Here is a 21,206-nt window from a genome sequence, read left to right as displayed (position 1 = left end):
CAGCACGCTCTCGGTATGTCTCTAACGAGCCGCGCTGAGCCCGAAGCTCCGTCCTGGGTTCCGTTGATCGCCGCGTGCGTTGGCACGTTCCTGCTGCTGATCTACACCAGCATCGTCACCGTCGCGCTGCCCGCGATCGGAGCCGAGCTCGGCGCGGGATACGGGCAGCTGCAATGGATCGTGGACGTCTTCACGGTCGCGCTCGCCGGTCTGCTGCTGGGTTTCGGCTCGTTGAGCGACCTCCTCGGCCGCAAGCGCGTCTACCTCGCCGGGCTGGTCCTGTTCTCCGTCGCGACGCTCGTCTGCGGCCTGTCCGGAACGCCCGGCGAGCTGATCGCCGCGCGGGTCGTGCAGGGCGTCGCGGGCGCGGCGATGTTCGCGACGATCCTGCCGCTGGTCGGGCTGACCTACGAGGGCCGGGACCGCGCCCGTGCGTTCGCGGTCTGGGGCACGGTCGCCGGAGTGGCCAGCGCGGTGGGCACCTTCTCCGGCGGCGTGCTCGCGCAGGTGCTCGGCTGGCGCTGGATTTTCTTCGTCTCCCTGCCCATCTGCGCGGTCGCGATCGTCATGGCGGCGACGTCGTTGAAGGAGGGGCCGCGAGCGCGCGGCCGCACCGTCGGCTACCCGGGCATCGCCACGTTCTCGCTCGCCGCGACGGGCCTCACCTATTCCGTCATCACCGGCGGCGATCGCGGATGGTCGTCTGCTGGCGCGGTGATCGGGTACCTGGTCACGGCGGTAGCCGTCGCGGCTTTCGTGGTCGCGGAACGCCATAGCGGTACGCCAATGGTGCCTCCCGGCTTGTTCGCGACGCGCCGATTCCTCGGCGTGCTGCTCGTCGCGTTCAGCTACTACTTCGCGGGATTCGGTGCGCTGCCAGTGATTTCGCTGTGGCTGCAGAACACGACCGGCCTCACCTCGGCGGCGACCTCGGCGGTGCTGGCACTGCAGGTAGTGGTGTTCGTCGTGGTGTCGGCCTTGATCAGCGGACGGTTGCAGACCACATCGCCAGACCGAGTTCTCGGAGGCGCGACGGTGTTACTCGGCCTAGGCTGCCTGACCGCGGTCGCGGTGCTGCTCAGCCCGACCTGGCTAGCCCTGCTCCCGGCGCTGATCCTGACCGGAATCGGCGCGGGCATCGTGTCCCCGGTCTTCCCCGCCGTGGCGATCGCTTCGGTGCCCGCTGAGTACGGCGGCACCGCTGGCGCCGCCGCGAACAGCTCCCGGCAACTCGGATTGGCCTTGGGAATCGCGGTGTCCGGCGCGGTCTACGCGACCCACGGCGAGGGGAGCACCGGGGCGACCCACGGGGTGCTGCTGGTCCTGTCCCTGTGCGGCGCGATCGCGGTAACGAGCGGTCTCGTCGGCGGATGGTTGTTGCGGGACAACACGAACCGCTCGGCTCAAGACATCACCGACGGCTCAACCCGGGGCAACGCCAACCGCTCGACCCGGATCAACACCAACCATCTCAGCGAAAGGTGACCTGTCCGGCCGCGAGTTCCACCGCGCAAGCTGCCTACCTGATGCGATAACCGGCGGACTTTCCACGCCAGGGTTCAGGGCAGCGAACCGCAGAATCGGTCCCACGCCCAGCCACGCCCGGCCCAGCCCAGCCACGCCCGGCCCAGCCCAGCCACGCCCGGCCCAGCCCAGCCACGCCCGGCCCAGCCCAGCCACGCCCGGCCCAGCCCAGCCACGCCCGGCCCAGCCCAGCCACGCCCGGCCCAGCCCAGCCACGCCCGGCCCAGCCCAGCCACGCCCGGCCCAACCCAGCCACGCCCGGCCCAACCCAGCCACGCCCCGCCCAGCCTCACCGCCGGAAATGCCGCGAAATCGCCCCGTCGTACTCCTCCTCCACGTAATCCGTAAAACCCAGCTTCTCCACCACCCGCAACGACGGCGTGTTCGTCACCGCCACGCTGATCAGCACCGGAATCGCCGGTATCTCCCGCTCCGCCCACTCCACCGACGCCCGCGCGGCTTCCACCGCATAACCCTTCCCCCACGCCGACGGGCGGAAGCGGTACGCCAGGTTCAGCACCTTCTCGCCCCGGAACTCCCGGTTGCGCACTCCGGCCATGCCGATCACGTCCGACCCGTCGGCGGCTTCCGGCCTGCCTCGCTCCCGGACCGCCAGATACCCATAGCCGAACGTCGCCCAGTGCTCGAGCCAGCTGTCGAACATCACCAGCGTGGTCGCGGTGTCCGGCGGACGCGGGTTGTACCGGTTCGTCTCCGGGTCGCTCTGGATCTCCACCACCGCTTGCCGATCCGCCTCCACGAAGTGCCGCAGCACCAGCCTTTCCGTCACGATCTCTGTCACGCCCCCGACCATAACGACGGGGTCCGACAAAAATCGCGCCCCAAAACAGCGACAATCTCCGCCATGACCGAACTGCCGTTGGTGCTCCTGCACGCCTTCCCGCTCGACGCCCGCATGTGGGACCCGGTCCGCGCGCCGCTCGCGGAACGCTTCCGGGTCATCACGCCTGATCAGCGCGGCCTCGGCCGGAGTCCGCTGCCGGAGAGCGAAGCCGAGCCGGAGCTGGCGGACGCGGCGAGGGACGTCGTCGCGCTCCTGGACAAGCTCGAACTCGACCAGGTGGTTCTCGGCGGCTGTTCGATGGGCGGCTACCTCGCGATGGCCGTCCTGCGGCAGGCGCCCGAGCGCGTCGGCGGGCTGGTCCTCATCGACACCAAAGCCGCCGCGGACACGCCCGAAGCCGCGCAAACCCGGCTCGACGTCGCGAATCGCGCCGAGGCCGAAGGCGTCAAAGGCTGGCTGGCCGACGCGAATCTGCCGAACCTGCTGGCCGACACCGCGTCCGCCGACATTCGCGCGCGCGTGCGCGAATTGATCGACGCGCAGCCGCCGTCCGGGGTCGCCTGGGCCGCGCGGGCGATGCGCAACCGGCCCGATTCCGTTGACCTGCTGCGCGAAACGGACGTCCCGGCGCTCGTCATCGTGGGGGAGCGCGACGCGATCACGCCGCTCGACGCCGCCAACACCATGGTCGAAGCACTCCCCGACGCGACCCTCGCCGTCCTCCCGGACGTCGGGCACCTGACGCCGCTGGAGGACCCGGCTGGGGTGGTCGAAGCGATTCTCGGCTGGGTCAGCTGAAGTAGTCGACGGCCGCGGCGCGTGCTTCGTCGAGGCGGTGTGGGAAGCGGCGTGCGATCAGAAACCGCCACGTGACCGCGAAGAGCGAGCGAAGCTGCGTACACGTCGCGAGGACGGCTTCGTCCGCTTCGCCCGGGTACGCGGCGAGGAACTCCGGACCGCCCTGTCGCGCGAGGATCGCCAGGTCCCATTCGAGCGGTCCGCGCCAGGTGTCCTCGAAGTCGAGCCAGCACGGGCCGTCGGCGGTTTCGATGAGGTTGCCGGGGTGCGCGTCGCCGTGCAGGGGCTGGACCGGGCCGGACGGCAGCAGCGCGGCGAGCCGTTCCGTTTCCGCGCCGATCCGGTCGGCGAAGCCGTCCAGCAGCGAACCGCTGCGGGCGACGGTGTCCAGCAGTTCGCCGACCGGGCCGCGGGACGGCAGTTCGCCGGGATATTCGCGCAACGCGGCGTGGACCCGGGCGAGCGACGCGGCGGTCTCGTCCGGCCCGTGCCGATGGTCCGGATCGTGCGCGGTCCAGTGCCAGAGCGTGACCGGCAATCCCTCCGCGAAATGCGGTCCGGCCGGGGGATCCGCGGTCGGTGAGACGACGCGCACACCACGTTCGGTGAGGTAGGCCGAAAGGGCGACATCCCGTTCGAGCCACGCCGTCGCGTCCGGCCGCAGCAACCGCGTGGTGGCCGGGACCCTCGCCACCACCGGACCCATCCTCACCAGCACGTTCGAGCGCTCGTGCAGCACCTCGGCCGACCCCGTCGCCAGGCCGAACCGGCGGCCGGCGGCGAGCGCGGAGGAGACCGCCGCGGCGCGGAACGGGTCGGTCATGCGGTGATCTAAGCAGCCGGTGCGAGCGACTGTCGGTACCGAGGGCTACGATCCCCTTGACCGCCCGGATCAGGCCCGCCTGAGCCCGAGCGCCCCGAAGTTGACCACCACAAGGTTGCAGTGTTGGAGGCAGGAGTGACGGCCGTAGCCCCCAAGCCGATCGCGACGCGCCCGTATCCCGCGCGCGAGACGGCAAAGGGTTCGTACCTGCTGCGGTTGTTCCGCACGACGGACCACAAGCAGATCGGGATCATGTATCTGGTCTCGTCGTTCGCCTTCTTCATGATCGGCGGCGCGATGGCCATGCTCATCCGGACGGAGCTCGCCCAGCCCGGGCAGCAGTTCCTGTCCCAGGAGCAGTACAACCAGCTGTTCACCATGCACGGCACGGTGATGCTGCTGCTGTACGCGACGCCGAGCCTCTTCGGGTTCGCGAACTTCGTCCTGCCGCTGCAGATCGGCTCGCCCGACGTGGCGTTCCCGCGGCTGAACGCGTTCTCCTACTGGCTGTTCCTGTTCGGCAGCCTGATCGTGCTGTCCGGCTTCCTGACGCCCGGCGGCGCCGCCGACTTCGGCTGGTTCGCCTACACGCCGCTCTCGGACGCCATCCACTCGCCCGGCGTCGGTGCCGACCTGTGGATCGCGGGCCTGGCAGTATCCGGTCTGGGCACCATCCTCGGCGCGGTCAACATGATCACCACGGTGGTCTGCCTGCGCGCACCGGGCATGACGATGTACCGGATGCCGATCTTCACCTGGAACATCCTGATCACGAGCATCCTGATCCTGCTCGCGTTCCCGATCCTCACCGCGGCCCTGTTCGGCCTGATGGCGGACCGGCACCTCGGCGCCCACGTGTTCGACCCGGCCAACGGCGGGGTGATCCTGTGGCAGCACCTGTTCTGGTTCTTCGGCCATCCCGAGGTCTATATCGTCGCGCTGCCGTTCTTCGGGATCGTGTCGGAGATCTTCCCGGTCTTCAGCCGCAAGCCGGTGTTCGGCTACAAGGGCCTGGTGTTCGCGACGCTGTCGATCGCGGCGCTGTCGGTGGCGGTGTGGGCGCACCACATGTACGCGACCGGCGCGGTCCTGCTGCCGTTCTTCTCCTTCATGACGTTCCTCATCGCGGTCCCGACCGGCGTGAAGTTCTTCAACTGGATCGGCACGATGTGGAAGGGCCAGCTGTCCTTCGAGACGCCGATGATCTTCTCGATGGGCTTCATCGTCACGTTCCTCTTCGGCGGTCTGACCGGCATCATGCTGGCCGCCCCGGCGATCGACTTCCACGTGTCGGACAGCTACTTCGTGGTGGCGCACTTCCACTACGTCCTCTACGGCACGATCGTGTTCGCGACCTTCGCCGGGATCTACTTCTGGTTCCCGAAGATCACCGGCCGGATGATGGACGAGAAACTCGGTAAGTGGCACTTCTGGACCACGTTCATCGGCTTCCACACCACGTTCCTGGTCCAGCACTGGCTGGGCGCGGAAGGCATGCCGCGGCGTTACGCGGACTATCTGGCCAGCGACGGGTTCACCACGCTGAACACGATCTCCACGATCGGCGCGTACATCCTCGGGGCGTCCACGCTGCCGTTCATCTGGAACGTGTTCAAGAGCTACCGGTACGGCGAGATCGTCACGGTCGACGACCCGTGGGGCTACGGCAACTCGCTCGAGTGGGCCACGTCCTGCCCGCCGCCGCGGCACAACTTCACCGAACTGCCCCGGATCCGCTCCGAGCGGCCCGCGTTCGAACTGCACTACCCGCACATGGTCGAACGCCTCCACGCGGAAGGCGAGATCGGCTTCTTCGGCAAGGCCAAGCACGTCGGGGCCCCGTCGCAGAAGCTCGTGGACGCCACCATGCCGGGCGACCACAGCAAGGACAACGCGAGCGAGCAGTAACCAGCGCTCGCAGGATGTGCCCGGCGCGTGCCCGGTCGAGGTTTCCCTCGGCCGGGCACGCGCCGTTTTTGCGCCCGGAGTGCCGTGGCTGGGCTCGGCTGGCTGGAATCGGCGTGGAGGCCCCCGAGGACCGGACTGGGCCGCCAGACCTAGCCCGAGCAACGTTCGCGCGGCCGGTCCGCTGCCGCTCGACCTGCTCTCGGCGGAGACCTCTCGGCTGCCCGAGCCGCCCGCCTGCCGTCGCTGAGGACTGCCCGTGCCGCACCTGCCCGTGGACTCTTAGCCGTCCGCCGCGCGCGCCTGACCCCGCCGCTCACCCGGCCTCATCCGACCCGTCCCCAGCGCCTCTCATCGCCCGTTCGTGGCACCGGCGGTGTGAAGCACGGCACGGGGGCGTTCTGCCCGCCGCCGCTGGAGGCCAGACTGGGCGTGCCGACTCGCCGTGGCCTAAGCGTCGGTGCCGAGACGAACGAGGGATACCGAACCAGTGAGCCAGACTCCCGTCCTCATCACCACGACCGGTCCGGACAAGCCCGGGGTCTCGTCCGTGCTGTTCGCCGTGCTCACCCGGCACGACGTGGACGTGCTCGACATCGAGCAGGTGGTCATCCGCGGGCAGCTCGTGCTCGGCGTGCTCGCCGGCGTCTACCGCGACCCGGAGGGGCTCCAGGAGTCCGTCGAGCAGGCGATGGCGACCGTCGGCATGGAGGTCGAGGTCCGGATCGGCGACGCGATCGGCGCGGACCCGTTCGCGCTCGGCCGGCGCGATTCGTCGCACGTGCTCGTCCTGCTCGGGCGTCCGGTGACCGCGCGGGCGTTCTCCGAAATCGCGCGGCGGCTGGCGGGCGTCGGGGCGAACATCGACTCGATCCGCAGCGTCGCCGACTACCCGGTGACCGGGCTCGAGCTGTACGTCTCGGTGCGCGAAGACACCGAGGAAACGGACGCCGAACTGCGGTCCATGCTGGCCGACGCGGCGTCCGAGGCCAACATTGACGTCGCCGTCGAGCGCGCGGGCATCACGCGCCGGGCGAAGCGGCTGGTGGTCTTCGACGTCGACTCCACGCTCGTGCAGGGCGAGGTCATCGAGATGCTCGGTGCGTACGCCGGGGTCGAGGAGCAGGTCCGCGAGATCACCGAGGCGGCGATGCGCGGCGAGCTGAACTTCGCCGAGTCGCTGGAGCGGCGCGTTTCGCTGCTGGCCGGGCTGCCCGCCAGCGTGATGGACGAGGTCGCGGCGAAGCTCGAGCTGACCCCGGGGGCCCGCACGACCGTCCGTACGCTCAAGCGCATGGGCTTCCGCTGCGGCGTCGTCTCCGGCGGGTTTACCCAGGTCATCGACCATCTCGTGGACGACCTCGGCCTCGACTTCGCGGCGGCCAACGAACTGGAAGTCGTGGACGGCAAGCTCACCGGCCGCGTGGTCGGCGACATCGTGGACCGGGCGGGCAAGGCGACCGCGCTGCGCCGGTTCGCCGGCGAGTACGGGATCCCGCTGGGCGCGTGCGTCGCGGTCGGCGACGGGGCCAACGACATCGACATGCTGGCCGCGGCCGGCATGGGCGTCGCGTTCAACGCCAAGCCCGCGCTGCGCGAGGTCGCCGACACCGCGCTCTCGCACCCGTACCTCGACGCGGTGCTGTTCGTCCTCGGCGTCACGCGCGCCGAGGTCGAGGCGGCGGACGCGGCCGACGGACTCGAACTGGCCCGCCCGTGAACCCGCTGCTCGAACCGCTGCGCGCCCGGTACGCCTCGTGGCTCGGGCTGCCCGCCGAGGACACCTCGGACACGTCCGACGAGAACCCGGACGAGGTCCGCGCGATGCCGATCATCCTGCGGATCGAACGCGCCGAACCGCCCGGCCGCACCGCGCTGCTCGAAGCGGCGGCCGCGGCGGCGCTGGCGGTGTGCCTGGACGACCGCGCCCAGCCCGGCGGCGAATGGGCCGAGCCGGTGCACGCGTGGCTGGACAACCGCATCCGGAAGGTCGCGCGCCGGGCTCGTGGTGCGCACTGGCAGGCGGTGCTCGACCAGCCGGGAATCACCATCGAGGTCGACGGCGCGCAGGCGCGTGCGCTCGTGCCCGGGCTGGTCAGGGAGGCCCCGAAAGAGGTCTCGCGACTGCAGATCTCCGGCAGCGAACTGCCCGCCGACACGCCCGGCCGAGCCCCGGCGGACGTCCCGTTGGTGATGCTGAACCCGGACGTCCCGATGACCGTCGGCAAGGCGTCCGCGCAGGTCGGGCACGCCACGATGATCCTCGCGGCACTGCTGCCGGACGACGAACTGGCGGCCTGGGCGGCGAAGGACTACCGGGTCGCGGTCCGCACGCCCAGCCCGGCCCGGTGGAAGGAGCTGTGCCCGGTCGAGGACCCGGAGGCGGGCTGGCGGGACAACCGCGTCATCGCCGTCCGCGACGCGGGATTCACCGAGGTCGATCCCGGCACGATCACCGTGCTGGCACAGCAGCCCGGAACATCGGCGTGACCCGCGCGGTTGCGCCAATGCAGTGACCCGACGGGTGGAAAGGCGTCTCGGATGACCTTGGAAGTACAGCGCGAAGGCACGCACAGTTTCGTAGGCCGCAACGAGCGCGGCGCGGAAGTACGACTGGGCCGGGCCGGCGCGGAGGGCGCGTTCTCCCCGGCGGAACTGCTGCAGATCGCGGCCGCGGGCTGCTCCGCGGTGACGGCGGAACAGCTGATCACGCGGCGAGTGGGCGAGGACTCGAAGTTCCGGGTCTCCGTGACCGCCGACCGGCGCGAGGGAGCCTCGGAACTGGACGCGGTGCACGTCGCGTTCGACGTCGACGTGTCGGCGCTGGACGAAACCCAGCGGGAGGCGTTGGCGGGCGCGGTGGACCGGGCGATCGAGCGGCTGTGCACGGTGAGCCGGACGTTGAAGAAGGCGATTCCGGTGACGGAGACCTTCCCGACTGCCTGAGGCATGGCGCTGGCGCGAGGGGCACCGGGCCGTGGGGGCCTCGTCGCCGAGCCATCCGGGCGGCGGCTTGCGATCGGGCTGGTGAGTTGCCGTAGTGGGCGGGCTGGTGAGCCGGGGCCGCTGGTGGTTCTTGCGGCGGCGCGCTGGGCCGTGGCGGCGGGCGGTTCGTGGGCGGTTGCCGCGGCATCGCGCTGGGCTGACGCGGCGAGTCGCCCTTGCCGCGCAGCAGTGGTGAGCGGTTGCCGTGGCATCGCGTTGAGTTGAGGTGGCGAGCCAGCTGCCGCAACGAAACTCGCCGCCATCACCGCTCGCCAACCCTTGCCCAGCAAGGCTTCCTTGCCGGGTCGCTTTCAGCAAAGGCAACCCGGCGTCGAGCTGATCCGGTTCAGCTTTGCCACACCACGTACGCCTGGTCGGCGTCCGTGGTCATCGCCTCGATGAACTTCTCGTTGTCGAAGCCGGGCAAGGTCTGCAGGCGTTCGATGAGGGCGTCCGCGGCCGGGTCGCCGCTCGGGACCGCGGTGCCTTTGCCGTCGTTGCCGACCAGCATGAAGAAGACGTCTTCGTTCCAGGGGCCGTCCGGGATGACTCTCACCATGACGGATTGCAGGTCCGACCACGTCACAGCTTCTTCGCTGCCATCGGCGAGCCGGCGCCGGACCCCGGTGTCGTCAACACTGACGGTCCGGGATTGGGCGCTGGACGAATCCTGGGTCAACGGTGCTCCCTGTCGTGTTCGTTCCACTCACCGTACCCGCCTGTCCGGTTCGCTCGGTCAGGCGGGCGCGGCCGCGTCGAGGCGCTTCAGTGCGTCGCGTGCGACCTGCGGATCTGTTGTCGGCCAGAACGGCGGCAGCGACGCGCGCAGGAAACCGCCGTAGCGCGCGGTGGCCAGCCGGGAATCCAGTACGGCCACTACGCCGCGGTCGGTGACCGAGCGGTGCAGCCGTCCGGTGCCCTGTGCCAGCAGCAACGCGGCGTGCGTCGCGGCGACGGTGAGGAATCCGTTGCCGCCTCGGGCTTCCACCGCGCGCTGGCGTGCGGAGGACACCGGATCGTCCGGACGGGGGAACGGGATCCGGTCCACCACCACGAGCTGCAGCGACGGTCCTGGCACGTCCACGCCCTGCCACAGGGTGAGCGTGCCGAACAGGCAGGTGCGCGCGTCTTCGGCGAATTGCCGCACCAGCAACGGCGTGGCGTCGTCGCCCTGGCAGAGGATCGGGTGGTCGAGCCGTTCCCGCATGGCCTCCGCGGCCTGTTTCGCCGCGCGCATCGAGGAGAACAGGCCCAGCGTACGGCCGCCCGCGGCTTCGACCAGTCCGGCCAGTTCGTCCATTGTGGACTCAGCGAGTCCGTCGCGGCCGGGCGGCGGCAGGTGCTTGGCGAGGTAGAGGATGCCGTTGCGGCGGTGGTCGAACGGCGAGCCGACGTCCAACCCCGTCCACTTCGGGCCGGAGTCCTCGTCCGACGGGGCTTCCTTGTCGGTGGCCGTGCCCGGCGACTTCACCACACGCGGGCCGCTCGGCGGGAGGCCCCATTGCCGTGCCATCGTGTCGAATTCGCCGCCGAGGGTGAGCGTCGCCGAGGTCAGCACGGTGGTGTGCTGGTTGAACACGCGCTCCCGCAACAGCCCCGCGACGCCCAGCGGCGCGACTTTCAACGCCGGCGGACGCGGGTTCGCCGAATACTTGTCGCCGGTCAGCCACACGACGTCGCGTTGGTGCGCCAGGTCCTCGTCGTACGCGTCGAGCAGCCGCACCGCGGTGTCGTGCACTTCTTCGAGCAGCGAACGCGCCAGCTTGCGCGCAGTGGCCTCGCCGACGTCTTCCTTGCGATCCGAGCCCAGCGCGGTGAGGCATTCCTTCGCCGCGTCGCGCACCGCCGGGATCGCGCCCTGCAACGGGCGGGGCAGCGCGTCGAGCCTTCCGGCCGGGATGTCGTCGAGGATCAGCGCGAGGCCGTCGGACGACTCCAGCAGCCGGTCCGCGATGCCCGCGTCCATCAGCTTTCCGCAGCGCCGCGCGGCGGCCGAGACCATGGCGCTGGTGAGTTCGCCGGTGGCGACCGAGGTGACCCGGTCGACCAGGTCGTGCGCCTCGTCGATGATCACCAGGTCGTGGTCCGGCAGGACCTGGTAGCCCTGCAGCGCGTCGATGGCCAGCAGCGCGTGGTTGGTGACCACGACATCGGCGCGACCCGCTTCGGCTCGCGCGCGTTCGGCGAAGCAATCGGTGCCGACTGGGCACTTCGCGGCGCCGAGACATTCCCTTGCGGTGACGGAAACCTGCCGCCATGCCTGGTCGGAGACGCCGGGCACCAGCTCGTCGCGGTCGCCGGTTTCGGTGTCCGACGTCCACTCGTGCAGCCGCGTGACTTCCTTGCCCAGCCGGGACACCGCGAACGGGTCGAACAGCTGCGCGTCCTCGGGCTCGTCGGCCGGGCCGGTGTCGAGCCGGTGCAGGCACAGGTAGTTGCGGCGGCCCTTGAGGATCGCGAAAGTCGGTTCGCGCCCGAGCGGCTTCTTGAGCGCCTTCGCCAGGCGCGGGAGATCGCGGTCGACCAGCTGGCGCTGCAACGCGATGGTGGCCGTGGAGACGACGACGGTGGTGTCTTTCTCCACCGCGTGCCGGATCGCGGGCACGAGGTACGCCAGCGATTTGCCGGTGCCCGTTCCCGCTTGCACGGCGAGGTGTTCGCCGGTGCGGATGGCGTGGCCGACGGCATCGGCCATCTTCACCTGGCCGGGGCGTTCAGCGCCGCCGACGGACTCCACCGCGTGGGTGAGGAGTTCGAGGACGCCGGGGAAATCGGTTCGGGCGGGCACAGCGAGACACGATAGCCGCCAGGTCCGACAGGATCTTCGATCCGGCGCGAACGGACCCCTCGCGCCGGATCGAAGCTCCCGGAAATCCGGCTCAGTCTTCCTTGCGGAAGCGCGAAACCGCGGTCCACGCGAGCGGCAGCACGCCGGCCGCGACCACGGTCTTCAGCACGTCGCCGATGAGAAACGGCGTGACGCCCTTGTCGAAAGCGGTGGCGAGATCGAAGCCGGTGACGGCCATCAGCCACGGCACGCCGAAGGCGTAGATCGCGACATTGCCGAGCACCATGGTCCCCGCCATGCGCAGCGGGGTGCGGTCGCCGCCGCGACGGGCGAGCGCGCCCACGAGCGCCCCGGCGAACACGAAGCCGACGATGTAGCCCGCCGAGGCTCCGGACAGCCCGGAGGTCCCGCCCTGGAACCACGGCACGCCGGCCGCGCCGACGAGCAAGTACAGCAGCATCGAAGCCGCACCGCGGCGCATGCCGAGCGTCGCGCCGACGAGCAGCGCGGCGAAGGTCTGGCCGGTCATCGGCACCGGCGTGCCCGGAAGCGGGATGACCAGCTGCGCGGCCGCGCCGGTGAGCACGGCGCCGCCGGCGACCAGCGCCAGGTCGCGCACCAGGGTGCCGGGCACGAGGTCGGCCAGCACCTGACGGCGGGCCGGGAGAGACAGTGACGACACGGGACCTCCAACCACGGAAAACGGACGTCCGGGCAGGTTATCGTCGAGCGAGGCGGCGGAACGAGACAAGTTGCGTTCCTCACCACCCCTGTCTTCCGCCACACGTCCGGGTGAGCTGCGACCGTCGACGTTTGGGACCCCTGCCGCGCTGCCGATGTCGAAGCACGGGCGAAGGGAGACAGGGCGAATGCGCGGACGGATCCTGCTGGTCACCGGGGTTTTCCTAGCGACGGCGCCGGCGGTGGCGCACGCCGGTCCGCCGACCTCCACCGGCTGGGGCTCGGCGGGCAGCCTCGACGTGCTGGTGGACCACGAACACGTCGTCACCGGCGAACTGGCCCGGTGCGACGCCGACGGGCCGGCCTCCGCGCGCACTCCCGGCGGCGCGGCCGGCGACGTCGCGGTGTTCGGCTTCGGCGGCACCACCTGCGAACGGAAGGGCCCGGTCGCGGACGTGAAGACCGGCGGGCAGCGGTTCGAATCCGACCTGCTCACCCGGTACGGCGGGCCGGAGCTGAAGGTCCGCACGTACTCGGTCGGCTGCGCCACCACGACGGATTCGGGCAGCACCGGTTCGATGTCGATCGGCGAGGTCTCCGGCTTCACCGTGCCGTCGTCGATCCCGGCGAACTACCGCGTCACGATCCCCGGCGGCGCGGCGGGCACGGCGCTGGCCACGATCACGCTGAACGAGACCGTGACGCCGCAGCCCGCCGACGGCAGCCTGGTCACGCACGCGGTGCACGTGAAGCTGTTCCCGCAAGGCGGTCCGGCGAGCGGGGACATCTACCTCGGCACCGCGGCGTGCAACCCATACGGCAAGGGCGGCGCGCCCCAGCAATAACCGATCAGGCGGGCGGCAGGGCGGGCGTGCCGGTGTAGCGCACCCCCGCCTCGTCGAAGTCCTTCAGCGTCGCGTCCACCGTCGGCTGCGAGCCGCCGACGGTCAGGTCCAGCAGCACCTGCACGTTGAACCCCGCGCCCGCGGCGTCGAGGGCGGTGGCGCGCACGCAGAAGTCCGTCGCGATGCCGACGACGTCGACGTCGGTCACCTCGTGCGCGCGAAGCCATTCCTCGAGCGTTTTGCCGTCGCCGGACTTGCCCTCGAAACCGGAGTACGCGGCGGTGTACTCGCCCTTCGAGAACACCGCCTCGACCGGCACCACGTCCAGCGCCGAGTGGAACGACGCGCCCGCCGTGCCCGCGACGCAGTGCGGCGGCCAGCTGGTGTTGAAGTCGGGCGTGTCGCTGAAGTGGTCGCCCGGGTCGATGTGGTGGTCGCGGGTGGCGACGATGTGCGTGTAGCCGCCCTCGGCCATCTTCTGCGAGATGGCCGCCGCGGCAGCCGCCCCGCCCGGCAGGCCGAGCGAGCCTCCCTCGCAGAAGTCGTTCTGCACATCCACCACGATCAGCGCGGTTCCCATGGTCGGCTCCCTACAGAAAAGTCGTCGGTATCGCGGGCTCGCCGTGCGAGAGCTTGAGGCCCTCCCACGGCAGGCTCACCTGCGCGCGCCGCAACCGGGCCCGCGCGTCGTCCAGTGTGGGCAGATCCTCCACCGGCGCGCCATCTCGCACCAGAGGAATCTGCAGGTCGAGATCGTTCTCGCCGGGTTCCGGGCGGCCGCTCGCGGCGGTCCAGACCACTTCCTCGACCGCGGTCCCGGTGCTGCGGTGGCGGCGCAGCGCGTGCTTGCGCCCGCCGCGGGATTCCTTGTGCGCACTGCGTTTCGCGACCGGGCGGCCGTCGACCTCGACCAGCTTGTACACCATCCCGGCGGTCGGCGCGCCGGATCCGGTGACCACCGAGGTGCCGACGCCGTACGCGTCCACCGGCTCCGCGCGCAGCGCCGCGATCGCGTGTTCGTCGAGGTCGCCGGACACCACGATCCGGGTGTCCTTCGCGCCGAGCGAGTCGAGCTGGTCGCGGGCCTTGCGGGCGAGCGGGCCGACGTCGCCGGAGTCGATCCGGATCGCGCCCAGCTCCGGGCCGGCGACGCGCACGGCCGCCTCGATGCCCGCGGTGATGTCGTAGGTGTCCACCAGAAGCGTGGTGTCCGGACCCATTTTGCTGACCTGGGCGCGGAACGCGGCTTCCTCGCTGTCGTGCAGCAGCATGAAGGCGTGCGCGACGGTGCCGCGGGTGGGGATCCCGTAGCGGCGGCCCGCCTCGAGGTTCGACGTGGTGGCGAATCCGGCCAGGTAGGAGGCGCGCGCGGCGGCGACCGCGGCGTACTCGTGGGTGCGCCGTCCGCCCATCTCGATGATCGGCCTGCCGTGCGCCGCGCCGGACATCCGCGCCGCCGCCGAAGCGATCGCGCTGTCGTGGTTGAGGATCGACAGCACCACCGTCTCCAGCACCACCGCTTCGGCGAAACTGCCGGTCACCGTGAGGATCGGCGATCCGGGGAAGTACAGGTCGCCTTCGCGGTAGCCGTCGATGTCGCCGCGGAACTCGTAGTCGGCCAGCCACGCCAGCGTTTCCGGGTCGACGACCGCGGTCTGCTCCAGCATGGCCAGTTCGGCGTCGGTGAACCGGAAGTCGGCGATCGCGTCGAGCACGCGCGCGGTGCCCGCGACGACGCCGTAGCGGCGGCCGTCGGGAAGCCTTCGCGCGAAGACCTCGAACACGCACGGCCGGTCGGCCGTCCCGTCCGCGAGCGCGCTCGCCAGCATGGTCAGCTCGTAATGGTCGGTGAGCAGCGCCGTGCTGGCGCTGGTGACCGGCTCGGGGGAACCCATGGGAGCAGCCTATTCACTCACATGGACGGACCTGGCGCGGCGTACCGGGATGGCCCCGTGACACCATGGTGTGCATGTCCACGCCTGTCGCATCCGAACAGACGCAGGTCGATCCACTCGGGGCCGAGCTGGCCGAATCCGACCAGCCCTGGCGGACGATCGTCTGGAACGATCCGGTCAACCTGATGTCGTACGTGACGTACGTCTTCCAGAAGCTGTTCGGCTACAGCCGGGACCACGCCACGAAGCTGATGCTCGACGTGCACAACAAGGGCAGGGCGATCGTGTCGTCCGGTTCGAAGGAGAAGGTGGAGACCGACGTGGCGAAGCTGCACGCGGCGGGCCTGTGGGCGACCATGGAACAGCCCTCGTGAAGGCCTGGCGGCGCAAGGGGGACGCCATCCTCGCCGGGTTCGAACAGCAGGAGGCCGCGGTGCTGCGCGGGCTGGTCGGGCAGCTCGAGGACATGCTCACCGCGCGGGCCGAGGAGGCCCCGCAGGACGAACTGGCCGAGCTGACCGGGATCCGCACCGGGCCCGCCGAATCGCCGGACGACCCGGTGCTGTCGCGGCTGCTGCCGGACTTCCACCGGCTCGACCCGGACAACCCGAGCCGCGAGGACCTCGATTCGGCGGCGGCGATGCGGTCGCTGCACGAACCGGAGCTGCTGGAGAAGAAGGTCGGCGTCGCGAAGATCGTGCTGGACACGCTCCCGCGCGACGGCGGTTCGGTGAAGCTGAGCTTCGAGCAGGCCGACGCCTGGCTCGGCGCGTTGAACGACGTCCGGCTGGCGCTGGGCACGGCGCTCGACGTCACCGAGGACATGCCGGACGAACTGCCGGAAGACGACCCCCGCGCACCCCATCTCGGCGTCTACCATTGGCTGACATGGGTGCAGGAGACGCTGATCCAAGCGCTGACCGCCTGACCGGCGGGAAAATCACCGACGTTCCCGGCATTCTCGTAGGCCATCACCAACGGGTCGGCGACGGCTGGGCGAGCGGAACCACTGTCGTGCTCGTGCCGGACGGGGCGACCGGCGCGGTCGACCAGCGCGGCGGCGCGCCCGGCACCCGCGAAACCAACCTGCTGGAGCCGGAAAACCTGGTACAGCAGGTGAATGCGGTCTGTCTTTCCGGCGGAAGTGCTTACGGGCTCGCTGCGGCGGACGGCGTGATGCGGTGGCTGTCCGAGCGGAACTACGGGTTTCCCGTTGGCGCGCAGCCGTATGAGGTGGTGCCGATCGTGCCCGCGGCGGTGCTGTTCGACCTGCCGCGCAGCGCGTGGGGCAATCGGCCGGACGCCGATTTCGGTTACGCCGCTTGCGAAGCCGCTGGAGAGACCTTCGCGATGGGCACTGTCGGCGCGGGCTCCGGTGCTGTCGTCGGTTCGCTCAAGGGCGGCATCGGGACGGCGAGCGAGGTCGTCGGCGACGTGACGGTCGGCGCGATCGCCGCGGTGAACGCGGCGGGCCAGGCAGTGGATTTCGCGACGGGGCGGGCTTTTGCCGCTGATCACGAGGTGGATGGCGAGTTCGGCGTCCGCTGGCCGGATCGGCCCGGCGAGGTGCCGGGGCAGCGGACCGATCTGAACACCACGATCGGTGTGGTGGCTTGCGATGCGGCGCTGACGAAGGCGGAGGCACGCCGGTTGACGGTCGCCGCGCAGGACGGATTGGCGCGCGCGGTGCGTCCGGCGCACTCGATGTTCGACGGCGACACCGTGTTCGCGCTGGCGACGGGCGCGCAGCAGTTGCCGGGGGAGCCCGGGTCGTTCGCGTTGGCGGCGCGAGCGGGCGCGCTGGACGCCCTCTGCTCGGCGGCGGCGCGGGTGTTCGCGCGGGCGATGGTGCACGGACTGCTGGCGGCGACTTCCGCGGCCGGTATCCCGGCTTATCGGGATGTGTGGCCGGAGGCGCTGACGGTCAGAACGGGTCCTTAGGGAGCGCGTCCTCGCTCCGCTCGAGGTCGGCGGCGCGCACGGTGGCCACGTACTCGTCGTCGATCTCCAGCACCAAGCCGCCGAACGACACCGTCGGCCCGAGCGAGGGATGCAGGTCCACCGGGCCCAGTTCGGTCGAGCGCGGCAAGTGCGCCCACACCGAAACCGGCCTCCACCGGCGGAAAGTGCTGCAGGCGAGCACGGTCACGTGCCGGTCGGTGACCACGACGACGAAGTTCCGGTGCGCGGCCATCATCGAAACCATCAGCGATGTGGCGGGGAACACGTACTGGACGACGTCCCCTTCGGCCAGCAGGCCACGGCAGCGTTCGCGGATCTTCGACGACACCGGCATCCCGTTATTGTGCCCTGACCTGCGGATGAGCGGTAGCTCTCACAGTGTGGACTCGTTCGGTCCACGAACTAAGATGTCCGTGTGCTCCGGATCCGCCGTGAACTCGTCGACGAGATCGTCGCCCACGCCCGCCGTGACCACCCCGACGAAGCGTGCGGGGTGGTGGCCGGTCCTGCCGGCTCGGACCGCCCTGAGCGGTTCATCCCGATGCTGAACGCGGCCCGCTCGCCGACGTTCTACGAGTTCGACTCGGGCGACCTGCTCAAGCTGTACCGCGAGATGGACGCGAACGACGAGGTCCCGGTGGTCATCTACCACTCGCACACCGCGACCGAGGCCTATCCGTCGCGCACCGACGCGAACATCGCCGCCGAACCCGACGCGCACTACGTGCTCGTCTCGACAAGAGAGCCCGATTCGCACGAGTTCCGCTCGTACCGGATCGTGGACGCCGAGATCACCGAGGAGCCGGTCGAGATCGTCGACTGAACTCTCGCGGAATAAAGCGCGGCGTCCGATACGTCAGCGTGTAGGAACCCACCCGGAGGTAGAAAACCATGGCCGTGACCGTGTCCATCCCGACCATCCTGCGCACCCACACCGGCGGCGAGAAGTCCGTCGAGGCGTCGGGCAAGACTGTCCTCGAGATCATCGACGACGTCGAGTCGCGGCACGCCGGGCTGAAGGCGCGCCTGGTCAAGGAGGAGAAGCTGCACCGCTTCATCAACGTCTACGTCAACGACGAGGACGTGCGCTTCTCCGGCGGGCTCGACGCCGAGGTCAAGGACGGCGACACCCTGACCATCCTGCCCGCCGTCGCGGGCGGCGCGCGCTGAGCCGATGACCCGCTACGAGTCCCTCCTCGACGCGCTCGGCGGCACGCCGCTCGTCGGCCTGCCCCGCCTGTCGCCCACCGACGAGGTGCGGCTGTGGGCGAAGCTCGAGGACCGCAACCCGACCGGCTCGATCAAGGACCGGCCCGCGCTGGCCATGATCGAGGCCGCGGAGCGGGACGGCATCCTGCGGCGCGGGTCCACGATCCTCGAGCCGACCTCGGGCAACACCGGGATTTCGCTGGCCATGGCCGCGAAGCTCAAGGGCTACGGCCTGGTGTGCGTGATGCCGGAGAACACCTCGGCCGAACGCAAGCAGCTGCTGCAGGCGTACGGTGCGCGGATCGTGTTCTCGCCCGCCGCGGGCGGCTCGAACGAGGCCGTGCGGCGAGCCAAGGAGCTGGCGAAGCAGAACCCCGACTGGGTGATGCTCTACCAGTACGGCAACCCGGCCAACGCGGACGCGCACTACCGCGGGACCGGGCCGGAGCTGCTGAAGGACCTGCCGACGCTGACGCATTTCGTCGGCGGCCTCGGGACGACCGGGACGCTGGTCGGGGTCGGCCGGTACCTGCACGAGCACAAGCCGGACGTCCAGGTCATCGCGGCCGAGCCCCGGTACGGCGAGCTGGTGTACGGCCTGCGCAACCTCGACGAGGGGTTCGTGCCGGAGCTGTACGACGAAAGTGTGCTCAACGGACGCTATTCGGTGGGGGCGTACGACGCTCTCCGGCGGACGCGGGAGCTGCTGGAGCACGAGGGCATTTTCGCCGGGATCTCCACGGGAGCGGTGCTGCACGCCGCGCTCGGGGTCGCGGAGAAGGCCGCTGCCCGCGGCGAGAAGGCGGACGTGGCTTTCGTGGTCGCGGACGCCGGCTGGAAGTACCTGTCGACCGGCGCGTATTCCGGGTCGCTGGACGAAGCGGCAGAACGGCTTGACGGTCAGCTCTGGGCCTGACCTAGCGCTCGTGAGGGGAGCCCGGCCGGGTTCCCCTCACGGCAGCAATCCCTTGACGAGCGCGCGCACGCCTCGTTCGTAATTGTCTTGTGCGGTAAGGGTTTCCCAGCGCGGGCCGATCTGGGCGAGCGCCGGGAATTCCGTCGCGTCCAGTTCCGCGAAGACTCGCTGGCGGTAGGTGTCGCCGCCCTGATCGCGCCGTCGCGCGGCGGCCGCGCGTGAGCTGATCTCGCCGAGCGTGTAGTGCCACACCGCTCGGTAGACCTCCACCGCCGCCTCGATCGGCAGCCCGGATTTTCCCGCCGCCGCAACGATTTTCTCCGGATACCACAGCCCGCCGACCGACAGCAGGTCGTCGGAGCGCAGCACTTCCACGATCCACGGGCAGTTCGCCAGCCCGTCCCGCATCGCCGTCGCGACCGCCACGATCCGGTCGCACGGTTCCTCGGGGAGGTTCTCCGGCCGAGACATTTCGCGGTGCGCGTAGTCGTCGAGCAGCAGAAGAAGCAGCCCCTCTTTGTCGCGCACGTGGTGATACAGCGCCATCGCCGTGCTGCCGACCTCCCGGGCGAGGCGGCGCATGGTCAGCGCGTCGACGCCCTCGGAGTCGATGACCCGGTGTGCGGCGGCCACGATGTCGGCCTTGGAGATCTTCGGCGGTCGGCCGGTGCGCGCTGGCATGCCGTCATGCTACTTTTTATACATGTATAAAAACTACTGGGGGACGGTCGCCGCGCTGGCGTTCGCGGTGGCGGTCGGGACTTTGCAGATGACCGTGGTGGTGCCGTTGCTGCCGCAGCTGCAGCTCAAGCTGGGGGTGCCGCTGAGCTCGGTGTCGTGGGCGCTGACTGCCGGGCTGCTGGCGGGCGCGGTCGCGATTCCGCTGGTCGCGCAGCTGGGCGACCTCTACGGCAGGCGCACGATGTCGCTGGTCGTGCTCGCGTTGCTGGTCGGGGGATCGGTGCTGGGGGCGGTCGCGGAATCGTTGCCGCTGCTAGTGGTGGGCCGGATCCTGCAAGGGACCGCCGCGCCGTTGCTGCCGCTGGCGATCGGCCAGGTCAGGAACGTGCTGCCGCCGCGATCGCTGCCGACCGCGATCGGCGTGCTGAGCGCGACGATCGGCGCGGGCAGCGGCGGCGGGATGATCCTCGCCGGGCTCGCCGGCGGCGATCACCAGCTGGTGTTCTGGGTGCTGGCGGCGCTCGGCGTGGTGGCGTTCGCGCTGGTCGCCGCGGTGCGGGAGGACCGGACGGCCGAGGCCCGGAGCGGTTCGCCGGACCTGCTGGGCGCGGTGCTGGTGTCAGGCTGGCTGATCTGCCTGCTGCTGGCGATCAGCAAGGGTTCCGAATGGGGCTGGGCGACCGTCGCGCTCCTGGTCGCGGCCGTGGTGCTGGCGGTGGTGTGGGTGGCGACGGCGCGGCGCACGAAGACGCCGTTGATTGAGATTCCGATGCTGCTGCACCGAAAAACGGTCGGCGCGACGGTATCGTCGTTCCTGCTCGGCTTCGCCTTGTTCGCCACGATCATGACGCTTTCCGCGTACGCGCAGGGGGTGCTCGGGGCGTCGGTGTTGCAGGTGGGGCTTTATCTCTTGCCGACGACGATCTTGATGCTCGTGGTTTCCGTGCTGGCCGGTGCATTGATGCGCCGGTTCAGCGCGCCCGCCCTGGTCGCAGGCGGTTCGGCGGTGGTGCTGGTGGCTGCTCTGTGGCTGACGTTGCTGCCTGGCGACGGACTGGGTCTCTATGCCGTCGCAGCGGTGCTGGGGCTGGGCATCGGGCTCGGTTACGCCGCGCTGGGGACGATGGCCGTCGAGCACGTCGAGCCCGCGAAGACGGCCGCGGCGGGCGGGATCAGCGCGCTGGTCCGGGTGGTGGGCAGCAGCCTCGCCGGAGCAGTGGGCGCGGTGGTGTTGTCAGCGGGCGGTCCGGGATGGAGCTTCGCGGTGGCGGCGGTGGCCGCGCTACTTTCCGCCTTGTTCGCCGCCGCCTACGGAAACTTGCTCCGGAAGCCCGCAATGGTCTGACTGGCGGTCCGTGAAGACATCCCTGGGTTTTGTTTGTCAAGCGG

General features: G+C 70.3%; 24 protein-coding genes. 14 read left to right on the top strand and 10 right to left on the bottom strand.

What is annotated here, in order from left to right:
- The first annotated feature begins 15 nt into the window (after positions 1-15).
- Positions 16-1,485 carry an MFS transporter gene (locus tag EIZ45_RS30655; protein WP_134667348.1) on the top strand — a complete coding sequence of 490 codons (1,470 nt, stop codon included), beginning with the start codon at positions 16-18 and terminating at the stop codon, positions 1,483-1,485.
- A gap of 74 nt (positions 1,486-1,559) precedes the next feature.
- On the opposite strand, the gene EIZ45_RS47525 is transcribed toward EIZ45_RS30655, so the two are convergent.
- Together EIZ45_RS47525 and EIZ45_RS30645 are read right to left on the bottom strand one after the other, a co-directional pair.
- On the bottom strand, positions 1,560-1,760 hold the full coding sequence (locus EIZ45_RS47525; RefSeq protein ID WP_134736091.1) for a hypothetical protein: 201 nt from the start codon (positions 1,758-1,760) through the stop codon (positions 1,560-1,562).
- Positions 1,761-1,813: 53 nt separating this feature from the next.
- Entirely contained in the window at positions 1,814-2,338 is a 525-nt protein-coding gene (locus EIZ45_RS30645; protein WP_037815293.1) for a GNAT family N-acetyltransferase, read from the bottom strand.
- Positions 2,339-2,389: 51 nt separating this feature from the next.
- Between EIZ45_RS30645 and EIZ45_RS30640 the strand changes: the two genes are divergently transcribed.
- Positions 2,390-3,127, top strand: a complete 738-nt coding sequence (locus EIZ45_RS30640; RefSeq protein WP_134667350.1) for an alpha/beta fold hydrolase — start codon at positions 2,390-2,392, stop codon at positions 3,125-3,127.
- Here EIZ45_RS30640 and EIZ45_RS30635 read toward each other — a convergent pair.
- The gene (locus EIZ45_RS30635) at positions 3,120-3,950 is read right to left on the bottom strand and encodes an aminoglycoside phosphotransferase family protein (RefSeq protein ID WP_134667351.1); all 831 of its coding nucleotides are present in this window, start codon (positions 3,948-3,950) and stop codon (positions 3,120-3,122) included. The genes EIZ45_RS30640 and EIZ45_RS30635 overlap by 8 nt on opposite strands.
- Before the next feature lie 135 nt (positions 3,951-4,085).
- Here EIZ45_RS30635 and ctaD point away from each other — a divergent pair, with 135 nt between their 5' ends.
- The 4 genes from ctaD to EIZ45_RS30615 all read left to right on the top strand — a co-directional run bounded on the left by ctaD (position 4,086) and on the right by EIZ45_RS30615 (position 8,801).
- Positions 4,086-5,858: a cytochrome c oxidase subunit I gene (gene ctaD, locus EIZ45_RS30630; RefSeq protein WP_037815289.1), complete on the top strand. Its 1,773-nt coding sequence runs from the start codon at positions 4,086-4,088 to the stop codon at positions 5,856-5,858.
- Between the two features lie 487 nt (positions 5,859-6,345).
- On the top strand, positions 6,346-7,575 hold the full coding sequence (serB, locus tag EIZ45_RS30625; RefSeq protein ID WP_037815286.1) for a phosphoserine phosphatase SerB: 1,230 nt from the start codon (positions 6,346-6,348) through the stop codon (positions 7,573-7,575).
- A complete protein-coding gene (locus EIZ45_RS30620; RefSeq protein ID WP_134667352.1) occupies positions 7,572-8,345 on the top strand; it encodes a peptidyl-tRNA hydrolase in 774 nt (257 codons plus the stop codon). Before serB ends, EIZ45_RS30620 begins: the two co-directional genes overlap by 4 nt.
- Positions 8,346-8,396: 51 nt before the next feature.
- Positions 8,397-8,801: an OsmC family protein gene (locus tag EIZ45_RS30615; protein ID WP_134667353.1), complete on the top strand. Its 405-nt coding sequence runs from the start codon at positions 8,397-8,399 to the stop codon at positions 8,799-8,801.
- A gap of 385 nt (positions 8,802-9,186) precedes the next feature.
- Here EIZ45_RS30615 and EIZ45_RS30610 read toward each other — a convergent pair whose 3' ends face one another.
- The 3 genes from EIZ45_RS30610 to EIZ45_RS30600 all read right to left on the bottom strand — a co-directional run bounded on the left by EIZ45_RS30610 (position 9,187) and on the right by EIZ45_RS30600 (position 12,310).
- A complete protein-coding gene (locus EIZ45_RS30610; RefSeq protein WP_037815281.1) occupies positions 9,187-9,519 on the bottom strand; it encodes a hypothetical protein in 333 nt (110 codons plus the stop codon).
- 57 nt (positions 9,520-9,576) lie between these two features.
- Positions 9,577-11,628 (bottom strand): ATP-dependent DNA helicase, encoded by a 2,052-nt coding sequence (locus EIZ45_RS30605; RefSeq protein WP_037815279.1) that lies wholly within the window; start codon positions 11,626-11,628, stop codon positions 9,577-9,579.
- 91 nt (positions 11,629-11,719) lie between these two features.
- Positions 11,720-12,310, bottom strand: a complete 591-nt coding sequence (locus EIZ45_RS30600; protein WP_043827846.1) for a biotin transporter BioY — start codon at positions 12,308-12,310, stop codon at positions 11,720-11,722.
- A 187-nt stretch (positions 12,311-12,497) separates the two neighbouring features.
- Between EIZ45_RS30600 and EIZ45_RS30595 the strand changes: the two genes are divergently transcribed.
- Positions 12,498-13,154: a choice-of-anchor P family protein gene (locus EIZ45_RS30595; protein ID WP_167754400.1), complete on the top strand. Its 657-nt coding sequence runs from the start codon at positions 12,498-12,500 to the stop codon at positions 13,152-13,154.
- A 4-nt stretch (positions 13,155-13,158) separates the two neighbouring features.
- Here EIZ45_RS30595 and EIZ45_RS30590 read toward each other — a convergent pair whose 3' ends face one another.
- The gene (locus EIZ45_RS30590) at positions 13,159-13,734 is read right to left on the bottom strand and encodes an isochorismatase family protein (RefSeq protein ID WP_037815275.1); all 576 of its coding nucleotides are present in this window, start codon (positions 13,732-13,734) and stop codon (positions 13,159-13,161) included.
- Positions 13,735-13,744: 10 nt separating this feature from the next.
- Positions 13,745-15,049: a nicotinate phosphoribosyltransferase gene (locus EIZ45_RS30585; RefSeq protein ID WP_037815273.1), complete on the bottom strand. Its 1,305-nt coding sequence runs from the start codon at positions 15,047-15,049 to the stop codon at positions 13,745-13,747.
- Positions 15,050-15,123: 74 nt separating this feature from the next.
- Here EIZ45_RS30585 and clpS point away from each other — a divergent pair, with 74 nt between their 5' ends.
- Genes clpS through EIZ45_RS30570 form a run of 3 tightly spaced genes read left to right on the top strand, consistent with a single transcriptional unit; the run spans position 15,124 to position 16,990 of the window.
- Complete coding sequence (gene clpS, locus EIZ45_RS30580; protein WP_037718267.1) at positions 15,124-15,423, top strand: ATP-dependent Clp protease adapter ClpS; 300 nt, start codon at positions 15,124-15,126, stop codon at positions 15,421-15,423.
- On the top strand, positions 15,420-15,977 hold the full coding sequence (locus tag EIZ45_RS30575) for a DUF2017 domain-containing protein (RefSeq protein WP_037815272.1): 558 nt from the start codon (positions 15,420-15,422) through the stop codon (positions 15,975-15,977). Before clpS ends, EIZ45_RS30575 begins: the two co-directional genes overlap by 4 nt.
- Entirely contained in the window at positions 15,938-16,990 is a 1,053-nt protein-coding gene (locus EIZ45_RS30570; RefSeq protein WP_134667355.1) for a P1 family peptidase, read from the top strand. Before EIZ45_RS30575 ends, EIZ45_RS30570 begins: the two co-directional genes overlap by 40 nt.
- On the opposite strand, the gene EIZ45_RS30565 is transcribed toward EIZ45_RS30570, so the two are convergent.
- On the bottom strand, positions 16,974-17,345 hold the full coding sequence (locus EIZ45_RS30565; protein ID WP_134667356.1) for a hypothetical protein: 372 nt from the start codon (positions 17,343-17,345) through the stop codon (positions 16,974-16,976). The genes EIZ45_RS30570 and EIZ45_RS30565 overlap by 17 nt on opposite strands.
- 81 nt (positions 17,346-17,426) lie before the next feature.
- On the opposite strand from EIZ45_RS30565, the gene EIZ45_RS30560 reads away from it, so the two are divergent.
- From EIZ45_RS30560 to EIZ45_RS30550, 3 genes are all read left to right on the top strand, one after another.
- The gene (locus EIZ45_RS30560) at positions 17,427-17,834 is read left to right on the top strand and encodes a Mov34/MPN/PAD-1 family protein (RefSeq protein ID WP_037815268.1); all 408 of its coding nucleotides are present in this window, start codon (positions 17,427-17,429) and stop codon (positions 17,832-17,834) included.
- A gap of 68 nt (positions 17,835-17,902) precedes the next feature.
- A complete protein-coding gene (locus tag EIZ45_RS30555) occupies positions 17,903-18,181 on the top strand; it encodes a MoaD/ThiS family protein (protein WP_009082495.1) in 279 nt (92 codons plus the stop codon).
- 4 nt (positions 18,182-18,185) lie between these two features.
- Complete coding sequence (locus tag EIZ45_RS30550; protein ID WP_037358507.1) at positions 18,186-19,136, top strand: PLP-dependent cysteine synthase family protein; 951 nt, start codon at positions 18,186-18,188, stop codon at positions 19,134-19,136.
- 36 nt (positions 19,137-19,172) lie between these two features.
- On the opposite strand, the gene EIZ45_RS30545 is transcribed toward EIZ45_RS30550, so the two are convergent.
- Entirely contained in the window at positions 19,173-19,817 is a 645-nt protein-coding gene (locus EIZ45_RS30545) for a TetR/AcrR family transcriptional regulator (RefSeq protein WP_134667357.1), read from the bottom strand.
- Between the two features lie 22 nt (positions 19,818-19,839).
- Between EIZ45_RS30545 and EIZ45_RS30540 the strand changes: the two genes are divergently transcribed.
- Positions 19,840-21,162, top strand: coding sequence for an MFS transporter (locus tag EIZ45_RS30540; RefSeq protein ID WP_134667358.1), 1,323 nt, complete (start codon positions 19,840-19,842; stop codon positions 21,160-21,162).
- The last annotated feature ends 44 nt before the right edge of the window (positions 21,163-21,206 follow it).

It is taken from the genome of Amycolatopsis sp. CFH S0740, from assembly GCF_004522315.1.
Taxonomy (GTDB): domain Bacteria; phylum Actinomycetota; class Actinomycetes; order Mycobacteriales; family Pseudonocardiaceae; genus Amycolatopsis; species Amycolatopsis nivea.
This window is presented reverse-complemented; position numbering and strand designations above follow the sequence as displayed.